Raw genomic sequence first — 12,679 nt, forward strand, 5'->3', positions numbered from 1 at the left:
AATTAGCAAAAGCATGATTCATGCCGTAATGATCGCCGATGCCACACCTGAACCTTCTGCTGGCTGGATTATGGCCTTGTTTGGATTGGGGATGCTCATCACCTACATCGGCGTGGCAGTAGAGAGGTTCCACAAGACAGTAGCTGCTCTCACCGGCGCTGTAGTCTTGCTTGTGCTCGCCCTCTTACTGGGAGTGATTGACGAGTATGACACGATCTACGACATACTATCTCACGACCTAAATATCTTTGGCGTGATCATCGGAACGGGAATCTTGGTGGATGTCACGAGCCGGAGCGGGTTATTTCATTTTCTGAGCATGCTCCTAGTCAAAGCGACAGGGGGGCGCGCTGCAGCTTTATACTTCGCGATGTGCGGATTGACATTCCTATTCGTTGCCGTGCTTACAATCGTGCCAGCAATGCTCATACTCAGTTCGCTGGTACTCGTGATCTGCCGGGCATTGGATTACGATCCCAAGCCTTTTCTGCTCTCCGTGGCAATCTGTGCCAACAGCGGTGCAATCGTTACTTTTGCAAGTGGGTTGCCAAATATCATGATTGGCACCCAGGTTGGAATTCCTTACGAGCAATTCTTGATGGTCTCAGCGCCATACGCCTTCATTAGTTTTCTGATGGCCTTGGTCGTGTTGCGAATTGCATTTCGCCATAGCTTGCCATGGCAACAAACAGCGGAGGAACAATTGGCCCTCCGAGAGCGTATCAATCAATTCGATCCATGGGCATTGGTCGAGAATCGCTGGGTCCTTTATCGCAGCGCTGTGATCTTAGTGGCGACGGTAATTGGCTTTGCACTTGCCCAGCAATTGGGGGTGGGAATGGATTTCATTGCCATGGCCGGCGGGACGGCCGCCCTGCTATTTGCCGGTCGCAGCGTGGAGGACTCCATCTCCAAGGTGAATTGGACGGTCATCCTATTCTTCCTCGGCTTGTTCGTGATTATCGGCTGCGTCAAAGCAACCGGGGCACTGGCTTGGCTTGCCGAACAGGTCGTCCACTTGTCCCAGGGCCAGATTGCGGCATTGGTACCTCTGCTGGCCGCGTTCTCAGCCATTGCCTCGGCATTTGTTGACAATATCCCCGTGGCAGCGACCCTCATTCCCGTAGTAAGCCAAATTGGTGCTGGCTCGCTACCCGCCGAACCTCTATGGTGGACGGTAGTCCTCGGCTGCAACTTGGGGGGCAACGGCACACCGATTGGTTCGATCTCGTGTGTGATCGCTCTCTACACTCTCAAGAAGGAAGTGCATCAAAACGTCGGCTGGGGAGAGTTTATCAAACTCGGGGGAAGTATCATGACTATACAAGTCGCTGGAGCTATCGTCTATTTGCTCCTTTTGCACTACATGAACTGGATTCCCGCATTGCCTTAACTTGATGTCGATGTACCGGCATCACTTTCCAATTCTACTTATGTTTGAACCAACACAACGCGAAGTCGATAACACACTCGAACAGTCGATGGCTATGTTCCAACGAGCAGAAGTTGGAGAAGTGCCCGCACTAGAACCTCGAAAGCCTGGACGTATTTTACTCGTCTTGGATGGTTTCGCGCAAGACGAACTGGGGATCGGCATTGTAGACCGACTGCGTCAACGACTGGGATGCCAAGTAGCCATCTTAGACCTGGGAACCGCTAAATCCACGAGCAAGCACATTTCGATTCCCGATTGGTCAGAGCAATTGGATCCCGATAGCATTTCACCCGACCAGCCGGAGCCTTACGAAAAGATTCTCGCAGCGGTCTCCGATTGGCAGGCCGAGCTTGCCTTGGTTCCCTGCCCCTTTGGGAGAGACTTCGAATCCATCGGATCGGATAGCACTGGAACAGTGATCGATGTCTTACTGGCTCGATCGCCAGTGCCGGTGCTGACGACAAGGGCTCCATTTCACCCTAAGGGCGACGTCTTCAGTCGGATGAGGATCATGTTGTTCGGTGAAAATGAAGCGGCAGCCATGGCAGCGCGTTGGTCCGTAGGGCTAGTCCATCCTGAAGGAAGTCTTGAACTGGTCCTCATAGTTGAAGAAGAATTCTATGAGAATGTGCGTGAAGCAATGAACTCGATCAAGCCCGATGTAAAAATCAGTATCGAGTCGCTAGAAAATGCTTTGGTGCAAACTCATGCCCGTTTGCATGTTGCATTGCAACGCTCCGCCGCAAAGCTAGGATTCGACTATTCACTCAACGTGCAACCTCCGGGGGAGCGTAAACCCTTGCGCGTGGACGATCCTGCCAGCACTCCCCCACTCTTAGTTCTTGCCCACGAACGCACTGACAGTGCTTCCCAGGGTCATGTTAGCAGCTACATTCGTAATTCACCCAACCCCGTCTTAATTATTCATGTTGATTGAATGGCATAAGTATTCTGCAACCACGATGCAAATCATCCGTGAGATAGCGCACTGAACTTGGGGTATTCAAAACACTAAGGTCACACCCAAACTCGCATTGATACTTTTTTGCTTTAAACTTCTATGAGTACGAAATCCATTATCTTCGCTTTACTGGTCATGATCTCGATCAAGCCGGCTTTCGCCGAGCCTGAGGATTTCAATTACGACGAAACAAAGGTCCCTTCCTTCACTCTGCCCGATCTTTTGACGCTTGAAAATGGCGACCGAGTCTCTGACGCAGAAACTTGGAAGAACAAGCGTCGAGCTGAAATCGTTGAACTCTTGGAGAAACACGTTTACGGCCGCGCACCTACCGGTGAAAGTGGTCTTCACTTTGGTGAAGTAGAAATTGACGACAACGCGCTCGGTGGCACGGCGGTTCGTAAACAGGTGAAGCTATGGTTTGACGGCAATGACCAGGAACTAGTTGCCGACTTGCTGATCTATCTGCCCAAGCACGCCGAAGGCCCTGTGCCGATCTTTCTCGGGTTGAACTTCGCTGGCAATCACGCTGTAGCGGACGACCCCGATATTTGGCTGCCGACTTCTTGGGTGCCTGACCGAGACAATGGCACGGTCGAAGACAACCATGCGACTGACAAAGGTCGCGGGTCACAAAGCTCACGTTGGCCCATTCAAGAAACCCTCTCTCGCGGTTACGCCGTAGCGACCATCTATTGCGGAGACATCGATCCCGACTTTGATGATGGTTTCCAGAACGGCGTCCACGCCTTGTTCGACAACGACGACCAATGGGGGACCATCGCAGCCTGGGCCTGGGGACTCAGTCGGGCCTTGGACTACTTCGAAGAAGACTCAGACATCGACCATAGCCGGACCGCCGTCCTAGGCCATTCACGCCTGGGCAAGGCAGCACTCTGGGCGGGCGCCCGCGATGAACGTTTTGCCTTGGTGATCTCAAACGAATCGGGTTGCGGCGGAGCGGCCCTGAGTCGCCGCCGATTTGGCGAGACGGTCGAACGAATCAACACACGCTTTCCTCACTGGTTCTGCAAGAACTTCCACAAGTACAACGATAATGAGGACGAACTCCCCGTCGACCAGCACATGCTCTGTGCACTCATCGCCCCGCGACCGTTGTACATCGCTAGCGCGGAAGGAGACCTTTGGGCCGATCCAAGGGGAGAATTTTTGTCACTCCAATACGCATCGCCAGTCTACGAACTTCTCGGCAAAAACGGCCTGAGCAATCGAGACATGCCCGCAGTCAACGAGCCGATCTCCACCGACGTCGCCTATCACATCCGCAGCGGCAAACACGATATCACACTCTACGACTGGCAGCGCTATCTGGATTTCGCCGACCAACAGCTCCGCGCCCGTTAATTCCGACTTGTTAGCCGCAATGCGGAGCCCCAGCGCAGCAGAGCGCGTCTTCCGCGCTCCGACTCCCCCCCGCCATTCTTCGACAACTCAGCTCTTCGACCTAGCGAGCCACGATAACTCTCACAACGGTTGTAGGAAATCTCACGAATACTCTGTCGAGTACTCGCCGGCTACGTTGACTCTAAGCAACATCATTTCTCTTGCAGCGATGGATTTTCGCAGCATGCGTAGCTTCGTCGAAGAGCTACAGCTTCGCAGCAATCGGCGCAAACTATTATCTGCAATGATGTTACGACTCTTGCCTGTGCCTTTTGGCGGTTCCCGGCACGTCCTCTGCAATCACAACTTGCCAGCGAATCACTCCCAACGCAGGCAACTCAAGAGGAACGAGCCGTGGCAACTAGAAACCGCAAGAGTACGACAGCAAAAGTCAAATCCCCCTCAAAAGCAGCGGCCCGGCAGAACGGCAAACCGACAAGTCCAGCCAAGAATCGATCCTTCAAGGAAGAAGACGAGCAAGACCTCCAAGAAGACGATATCGATGATTCCTCCGACTCTGAGGAGGAAACCGAAAGCGACGATACCTCGGCAATCGACGACCCCGTGCGCATGTATCTAATGCAGATGGGCGAAATCCCCATGCTTTCGCGTGACAACGAGGTTTACTCCGCCAGAAAGATTGAAGCAACTCGGACTCGCTTTCGTCGCTCACTGATGGGCAACGACTTCATGCTGCACGGGGCAGTCGATCTCTTGCAAAAAGTTTACGACGGCAACCTGCGTCTCGACCGCACGATTGAAATCTCCGTCACCAACACGGCAGAGAAGAAAAGAATTCTCAAACGGATCGGCCCCAACCTGGTCACGATTCGCCACTTGTTGTCGCAGAACCAAAAAGACTTTCGAATCGCCGTCAATCGACGAGCAACCGATCAGGTAAAACACGCTGCCTGGCGGCGACTGGTCAACCGACGCAACAAAGCCGTTCGCCTGGTTGAGGAACTGAATATCCGCCTGCAAAAGTTGCTCCCCTTGTGGGAACAGCTGCAAGAAATCTCTGAGCGGATGTCGTCGATCAAGGATCAACTCCGTCGACCCGAGGAACTATTGCACTCTGTGCTGCAGCGTGAGTTCAGCGAAGAGCTGAAATACTTGATGAAGATATCACTCGAAACACCACAGACGCTCCATCGATTGGTACGCAAGACCTCCGCCCGTAAGAATGCCTATGATGCTGCCAAGCGGGAACTCTCAGCGGCCAATTTGCGACTGGTCGTCTCGATTGCCAAGCGGTATCGTAATCGCGGCATGAGCTTTTTGGATCTGATTCAGGAAGGCAACACAGGACTGATGCGAGCCGTCGATAAATTCGAACATGCTCGTGGCTACAAGTTCTCCACGTACGCCACTTGGTGGATTCGTCAGGCAATCACGCGGGCCATCGCGGATCAAAGTCGTACGATTCGGCTTCCCGTGCACATGATCGATACGATGAGCAAGATTCGCACGGTGACGGCTGAGTTCGTGCAGGAATTTGGTCGGGAACCCAACCCCGAAGAGATCGCCGAACGGGCCAAGATCTCCATCGACGATGCTCGTTGCGTTTACAAGATGACGCGGCATCCCCTGTCACTCGATCAACCGGTGGGTGACCACGAGGACAACTACTTTGGTGAATTCCTGGAAGAGCAACGCGACGACGATCCGCTATACGACACGAACTTGGAAGCCCTCAAGCTCAAACTCGAAGAGGTGATGACCGACCTGTCGCACCGTGAAAGGGAAATCCTCCGCCTCCGCTATGGCCTGGCCGACGGCTACACCTACACGCTCGAAGAGGTGGGCAAGATTTTCTCGGTCACTCGCGAACGAGTTCGCCAAATCGAGTCCAAAGCGGTCCGCAAACTTCAATCGCCGTATCGTTGCCGCTCCCTCTCAGGCTTTCTCGATGGCCCCGAGCCAATACCGATGGAAAGCACCTCATCGCATCCCTCCTGAGTAATGAGCGATGCGTCGGTCTTCCTCCCACCGGCGCATCCTCATTGCTAAAGATCGGCAAGCCGATTTATCCCTTCGGGGGTGTGCCACTGGGTTTGCCGGTGCTCTTCTCTTACAGCACGCTCTTGCTCGTTGGCATTGGCCTAGACGTTTCTACTCCAAGATACAAGAAACGGAGGCTTTGAGACGACATGAAGGGATTTGACTACGTGCCTATCCCAATACTGTAGAACGGTACCCTGTCCCGTTTGGAGTTACGCTGTAATTCTCGGGTCGGGGACCCAAGCTACTTTTGAGCAAAATTGGTTCTGGGATGGGATAGGTTCTTAGTTACGACTCGGAGAGTCGTGCTACAACGGGATGGGGATAGTGGGCGGCGGTAGGTGGGAGAGATCGTAGGGTGGGCATCGCCCACCAATTCTCACCCTCGTTCCCATGTTCCGCGTGGGGACGCACCTTCTGCGAGGCTCTGCCTCTGAGTCGCCTTTTGCTCCACAAAAGTAGCGGGGACGGGATACGGGGGACGGCGGAAGGGGCAAACTTCTCTTGAGTAGGAGTAGGATTAGATCGCTCTCGCGATGATTTTAGGTTTGACTTTCTCTTCCCTGTTGTCTCCCTTTGCTACCATTCAAATTGTTTGGTCTTCCCTTTTGCACGGGGTTGACTTTGGTCAAGCGGTAGAAAACTGATCAGGTTTTGCAGCTTATTTAGCAAGCATTCGTGAAGTCGCTTGTCTGCACAGAAGTTTACGGCTGTGGCAGGATTATAGTATGAATTTCCCTGCCAGAATGAACCTGTGGCGGGCCACAACTGAACGAAAGATGAAGCATTTGAGAGTGTCACTTATGTGTCGTCGATATGGCTGCATGGGTTCTTAAGAGAGCACTACGTCTTTCAGTTTCTGCTCTCCGAAATTCACGTTGGGTGGTCCATTTTCAGCGCATAAGTAGGCAGAACAGGGCTCTCTTGATGTTGATTCGGGGCTGCGTCTGAACACTGTATCGATCATTCAACCACGAACAGAAAGAATGAGAAAGAGTTACCATGTCGTGTGTTTAACCCATCTCGCTCGTTGTAAGTCGCAATTTCAGGATAGGGTGCGCGCTGATAGGAATTTGCAACCCAATTGGGTGTTTTTGAACTTCTTAGCTGCCAGAGACGAGAAAAATCTGAAAAAATCGCCTTGCGCTAGATACAGGGGGAGGGGCCGCAGCAGTTACAATGAAAGCCAATTCTGCCGGAAACAGTTCCCGGCTGAACTATCTGGAGAATTCCTTATAGATTAGACCAGTTCGTGCAATTTCGGATTGCACGATTGCAGTCACATGGTTTCATGACTATTTAACCGCACCACTGAATTGCAAGGGGGGGACTAATGCATCGAGTACTATTCGCAATTGTGGCAGCTATCGTAGGCGTAATGATTGCCAATTCCGCTGTTGGTCAGGTGGGCCAGTTTCGTACCGTCGCGCTTAGCGACACTCCGGCACCGGGAATTGCCAGCGGGGTGGACTATGACAGTTTCAGCCCCAGTCTCTTCAAACTTAGCGTCAACGATGCGGGGGAGGTGGCGTATGTCGGTGCTCTCAGTGGTATCGGTGTCGACGCTACGAACGATCAAGCCCTCTTCAGCGAGGGGGGAGGCTCGGGGGCGGTTCCACTGGCGCGCCGGGGCGAGCAAACAGCGGGCCTCCCGACTGGTTTGGTGTTTGGCGATCAGATTTCGGAACCGACGGGAACTGTGGAAGTGCTGCTCAACAACGCAGGACAGACGGCCGGTCGACTCGACATCGAGGGTGGGGCTGCAACCATAAACAGGGCCGTCTTTAGCGACGCAGCCGGGGGAGGTCTATTTAAGCTCGCACGATCGAGGGGCACGATCGATGGAAGCGAGACCATTCCGTCAAGTGATTTGCCAAGGTATGTCGACATTGGCCGACTGCAATTCAATGATGCCGGCCGCACCGCCTTCTGGGCGTCGATCAATGGCACTGGCATCAATGGGTCAAACAACCAAATCATCCAGAGTGAAAGCGGCGGCAGCGGGCTCGAGCCGGTGGTTCAGTCTGGCGTTCCGGCGCCGGGAGCTCCCGACGCTCACTTCGCTGGCTTCGGCTCCGTCATTAGCTTGAACAACGTCGGCGATCTGGCTTTTCTGGCCAATCTGACTGGCAGTGGCGTCACGCCGTCGACTGACTGGGCCATCTACTCCGCAAGCGGCCCGGACCTGTCGCTCATAGCACGTGCCGGCGACCAGGCGGCAGACCTGCCGACAGGCGTGGTCTACGGGAGAGCAACCCCCAGCCTCATTTCGATACACCTGAACGATTCCAACCAACTGTCGTTTTCCAGCCGACTAGAGGGAACCGGTGTCCTCCCCGCAAACGACGAGGCCATCTTCCGCGCGACCGGCGGTGCCATCGAACTCATCGTCCGCGAACGCAGCGAGGTCGGCGGCCTCCTCTCGGGGGTGTTCTACGACAGTCTTGGGATCGTGCAAATGAACCATTCTGGCGATGTGGCGTTCAACACTTTTTTGCGAGGGATGAACGTCAATGCCGACAATCACCAGGCGATCTTCCGCACTGCCAGCGGCGGGCCCCCGATGGTTGTCGCCCGCACAGGAGACCAGGCCCCCGGTCTGGCTGATGGAATCGTGTATTCACAATTTACGGGAGGTCACCATATCAACGACGCGGGACAAGTCGCGTTCCCGGCCGTTCTGACGAATGGCAGCGCCTTATTCAACGGCCTGTTCGTGACCGACCCGCAGGGCGAGTTGAGGCTGCTGACCGCTGTCGGCGAGCTATTCGATGTGAGCGACAACCCACTCTTGCCGGACTTGCGCATCGTGTCGGCGTTGAACGCTTTCGATCTGAGCAACGGGCACGTCGCGTTCTGGGCCCACTTCACAGACGGGAGCAGCGGAGTGTTTGTGACGGTCGTCCCCGAACCTGGCAGTGGTGTGCTGCTGTTGCTGGGGGGCTCCCTAGCCAGCAGCGTTCGTCGGCCAAGATACTACTGGTAATGCACTATCGCAGGCTCGCTCTGGCGAACCCTGGGCTACGATATGCAACCGCGTTGCGGTAATACGTTCTACTTGCCCCGTGTCGCCGCTTGGCACAACCAATCTGTTGCTGTAACCGTCCTTGGTTAGAATAGGCCATCCTGGGCCTCCTTGTGGGTGATGGGGTTGTTGATAAACACCATCTACGCAAGAGAGGCCTTTTTTGCCTAGGTCCTTTCTAAGTAACGACTTGCGGAAGATCTAAGTCCCATTCGCTTAATCGACCGCCGCTAGATACGGCTAAGCTGCGCAACCTGCCTCGGAGTTTCACGCTGAACGCAGGAAGCCTAAAACCGAAAGTGCATTGGCTATGCTCTCCGACGAAGGTTAGGAATTCACAGTTTCCACCCTCGGAGGTTCGCTCCTCATGTCGATACGCGATTTTGGGGAGGGAAAAGGAAGACACTAGCATTTTGAGAAACGAACTGAGTCGTCTTTCGTAGACTAGGGCCGAGCAGTTAGGAACTGGAAGCGAGTGATGGAAGTGTGGTCGCGAAGTTAAGTGGTGCTTCTTACCCTGGCGAGCATGCCCCCACAGGTCAGCACGGTCAAGAGTAAGCTGCTTGGTTCCGGGACGTATTTAAACTTGAGCAAGTAGATATCTTGGCTGCCATAACTCGCATTACCAAGTATACCGGGAGTCTGACCTGATAGGTAGACGTTGCCAAGTCCATCGGCAGAAAGCGCATAAAACGAATCGTAGCTACTAGAACCCACTTGTCCACTCCAGATGTGGGTGCCAGTGGAATCGAACTTGGAGACGAAAGTATCGATACTTCCGGCATTGGGTGCCGCTAAGCTGCCTGCGGTATTTCCGCCTACATAGACATTTCCCAAGGCATCGGCAGAGGCACTAAAGACCGCCTCGCTTGCACTCGTGCCAAACTGCTCGGTCCACAGCTCGGTACCGTTGATGTCGAACTTGCTAACGAACCCATCGCCGAATGAGCCAGCGTTCGTTCTAGCCAAATCGCCCTGCGTAGATCCCGCCAAGAAAACGTTGCCCGCACCATCGGCCGAAACACCGTGGCCCAGGTCAGCCTCAGTGGTTCCGAGTTGGCGAGTCCACTGTAAATTCCCAGCTGCGTCGTACATTATTACATAGGCATCGGTGTCACCTGCATTGATCCCCCCAAGATCGCCGAAAGTGTCGCCTGAGACGTAGACATTGCCCAATGCATCTGCGGAGACTCCGTAAGCGTAGTCGCTCTCGCTGCTACCGTATTGTCGGGTCCAAAGCAAGTTACCGGCCGCATCGTACTTGCGGAGAAACGCGTCAAACTTTCCGCTATTTGTTCCATTGAGATCGCCACCGGTGATTCCTGTTGCATAGACGTAGCCCAAGCCGTCGGCATAGACTCCGTAACTGACGTCAGAGGCACTGGTGCCAAATTGCCGTGACCACAGCAGAGAACCGCTCGAATCGAATTTCGACACAAAGGCATCTGCTGAGCCGGCATTGCTCGTCGCCAAATCGCCATCAGTTAATCCCGAAACGTACACGTTTCCGAGTCCATCGGCCGAGGCGGCATAAGCGAAATCTGAATCAGTTGAACCGAATTGAGTAGTCCATAGCTCATTCCCTTGGTCGTCAAAGCGGCTGACGAAGGCGTCACGACTGGTTGAGGTCGTGACTAGGCTTCCATTGGTGAAACCGGCTACGTAGACGCTACCCAAGCCATCAGCCGAGACGCCTAAGCCGCCGTCGGAAGCCGTTGTCCCATACTGTTCTATCCAGTCGAGCGATTCTGTTTGTGCAACTGCAGTAACGCCCAGTGACACGATAAATAAAGTCAGAATTGCTCGAGTACTCATTAGTGGCATCTCGGAATGTTTACGAAAATCACGAACAAGATACAGTATAGTAGAATAATGACTTGTCTGGCTACGGAAAATGAGGGGAAACGGGTTATTCCAAACGCAGTTCGGTAGAAGTATTTTCACCGAGATAGTGGCGTAGTCCGTAGGGTGCGTGCAGCAATGGCGTAACACATCCTGTTTGGGCGATGCAACTGTGACTTCCATTGCGATTCACTCAACCTACACTTGACCTGCGTTGCGAAATGCGTTCGGCTTCATCGTCCGCCGCTTCTATGGAACCGGGTGATACCCTAACCCATGGCAGCAGTTTACGCTCTGACCCATGGGAAACTGTCCCAAATTGTCAACGATCAAAACGGCCAAGCCGCCCGGTCCCTATCGAGACTTTGATCGACCTTCGTCGGATTTCCAATCCGTGGGTCGTGGGTTCGAGCCCCGCCGGGCTCATATTTGTTTGCCTGGAATAATTGAGTTTGCCCCAGTTCGGCCTGATTGGGATCTGTCCTGTTGATGGGCAGCTATTTTTGGAGTCCATTCATCAAAGTGACTCGTTTACTTGCTCGCTCGCGGCGCTATAGGGGTGGTAATCCTGCATGTGAATTCGCCAAGGTCCGTCGATGCGGTATTCGATGCCCCGCCAATTGGTTGCTCGGGTAAACACGGCCCCGGCCAAGGTTAGGGGATAGACTAGCTGGGTCACTGCCATGCTGGCCAGGCATTTGATTGTTCCCCACGGCGTGAGCCAGTTCGTTGTCTCGCCTCGTCTTGCTGCAATCCGACGGACTGCTCGCTCCATCGGCCAGAGGGATGTGATCCACGACAAGCCCACCAACACGATAACTGCTCCCATTGTAGTGGCAATAGGGTAGTTCTGTTGAATGATCGCCACGATAAACAGTATGACCGCAAGCAGTGGAAAGAGAGTGGAAAGAATTCCGTGCAGCAATACCAATGGCCAAGCGGGGTGGTAGAGTTTGGCCGTAATCAACTGACGCGTCGACCAACTCATGAAGCTTGCCAGTGAGATGTTTTCACGATTGATCATCATCAAGCTCGGAACAAAGGCGACGCGGAGTCCAATCTTCTTGAGTTGGGCATGCAGCATGGTGTCTTCGCAAAATGACAGAGCCCATTTGTCTAGGAGATCGCTTTCTCGCAGCACCTTGGTTTTCAAGGCCAACGTTCCTCCCCAGGCGATTTCGTACCAATACATCTGCACGATGGCCGCCGCGTTCCAGGTATAGCGAACCAGCGAACCGATTGAATAGCTATTGGGCATGTACCAACGGTTTCCCGTTGCTGCCCCCACATCGGTCGGCGCGAGGCCGGTGGCCAATTCTCGTAGCCAAGTGGGGTGGGCGATCGTATCGGCATCCAGTTGAGCGACGATTTCACACTCCGGGTCAAGCGACAGCATCACTTGCCGCAGCGAACTGCACTTGAGGCTGCAATGTTCACTTTTCTCTGCGAGGTTCTCCACGCGGATATTGTTGGCACCGGAACCGCGCATAAACCGTTCGACTATCTGATGTGCGGGATCATCGGGAGAGTCGATGACGATCCGCACATCGAATTGAGGGTAATCCTGAGTCGCAAGCCCCTGCAGGCAATCGGTAAGAAATGGATCCGTGCCACGCAGGCAGAGCACAATCGTAGCCGTGGGGGCATCTGAGTCTGCGAGTAAATCGACGGGGGGTTTGCTGAGAGTGCTTACGAAACGCCAGACAAGCAGCGACTGTCCGACGACGAGGCTTACCAGAACGACCGCTATGAAAGTTGCTAATGCGGTCACGATGGATCGAAGTAAAGAGGGATTCGGCAGAGAACGCAACTTATACCGGATTGACACTTAAAGCGTGAAAATTGAGGCCAATTCTTGGCCAGGAGCATGATAGGGGCTTGTATAGTCAGGGGGCCTTGTGCCATATTTCACAATCTTAGTTTTGGAGGCTGGTAAGTGCCAGTCTGGTAACAACTTGAGTTCGTGCTGTCACCCCCCACCGGGCGTGATTTCGGCGGCATTGGCACCGCT

At 53.9% G+C, this 12,679-nt stretch carries 7 protein-coding genes; 5 read left to right on the top strand and 2 right to left on the bottom strand.

What is annotated here, in order from left to right; translation table 11 throughout:
• Window positions 1–13 precede the first annotated feature (13 nt).
• From Pr1d_RS10370 to Pr1d_RS10390, 5 genes are all read left to right on the top strand, one after another.
• Window positions 14–1,393 carry an ArsB/NhaD family transporter gene (locus Pr1d_RS10370; RefSeq protein WP_148073458.1) on the top strand — a complete coding sequence of 460 codons (1,380 nt, stop codon included), beginning with the start codon at window positions 14–16 and terminating at the stop codon, window positions 1,391–1,393.
• A gap of 40 nt (window positions 1,394–1,433) precedes the next feature.
• Window positions 1,434–2,372, top strand: a complete 939-nt coding sequence (locus Pr1d_RS10375) for a hypothetical protein (RefSeq protein WP_148073459.1) — start codon at window positions 1,434–1,436, stop codon at window positions 2,370–2,372.
• Window positions 2,373–2,495: 123 nt separating this feature from the next.
• On the top strand, window positions 2,496–3,761 hold the full coding sequence (locus Pr1d_RS10380) for an alpha/beta hydrolase family protein (RefSeq protein WP_238476680.1): 1,266 nt from the start codon (window positions 2,496–2,498) through the stop codon (window positions 3,759–3,761).
• 393 nt (window positions 3,762–4,154) lie between these two features.
• Window positions 4,155–5,759, top strand: a complete 1,605-nt coding sequence (locus tag Pr1d_RS10385; RefSeq protein ID WP_390622077.1) for an RNA polymerase sigma factor RpoD/SigA — start codon at window positions 4,155–4,157, stop codon at window positions 5,757–5,759.
• A gap of 1,375 nt (window positions 5,760–7,134) precedes the next feature.
• Window positions 7,135–8,787: a DUF7453 family protein gene (locus Pr1d_RS10390; protein WP_148073460.1), complete on the top strand. Its 1,653-nt coding sequence runs from the start codon at window positions 7,135–7,137 to the stop codon at window positions 8,785–8,787.
• A gap of 537 nt (window positions 8,788–9,324) precedes the next feature.
• On the opposite strand, the gene Pr1d_RS10395 is transcribed toward Pr1d_RS10390, so the two are convergent.
• Window positions 9,325–10,641, bottom strand: a complete 1,317-nt coding sequence (locus Pr1d_RS10395) for an SBBP repeat-containing protein (RefSeq protein WP_168205166.1) — start codon at window positions 10,639–10,641, stop codon at window positions 9,325–9,327.
• 544 nt (window positions 10,642–11,185) lie between these two features.
• Window positions 11,186–12,439 carry a glycosyltransferase gene (locus Pr1d_RS10400; RefSeq protein WP_168205167.1) on the bottom strand — a complete coding sequence of 418 codons (1,254 nt, stop codon included), beginning with the start codon at window positions 12,437–12,439 and terminating at the stop codon, window positions 11,186–11,188.
• Window positions 12,440–12,679 lie beyond the last annotated feature (240 nt).

Source organism: Bythopirellula goksoeyrii (assembly GCF_008065115.1).
In the GTDB taxonomy this organism is placed as follows: Bacteria; Planctomycetota; Planctomycetia; order Pirellulales; family Lacipirellulaceae; genus Bythopirellula; species Bythopirellula goksoeyrii.

What these genes read in the sequence shown, in the direction of transcription:
- Pr1d_RS10370 (WP_148073458.1), top strand. Translation starts at nt 14, where the DNA reads ATGATTCATGCCGTAATGATCGCCGATGCCACACCTGAACCTTCTGCT.
- Pr1d_RS10380 (WP_238476680.1), top strand. Translation starts at nt 2,496, where the DNA reads ATGAGTACGAAATCCATTATCTTCGCTTTACTGGTCATGATCTCGATC.
- Pr1d_RS10395 (WP_168205166.1), bottom strand. Translation starts at nt 10,641, where the DNA reads ATGAGTACTCGAGCAATTCTGACTTTATTTATCGTGTCACTGGGCGTT.
- Pr1d_RS10390 (WP_148073460.1), top strand. Translation starts at nt 7,135, where the DNA reads ATGCATCGAGTACTATTCGCAATTGTGGCAGCTATCGTAGGCGTAATG.
- Pr1d_RS10375 (WP_148073459.1), top strand. Translation starts at nt 1,434, where the DNA reads ATGTTTGAACCAACACAACGCGAAGTCGATAACACACTCGAACAGTCG.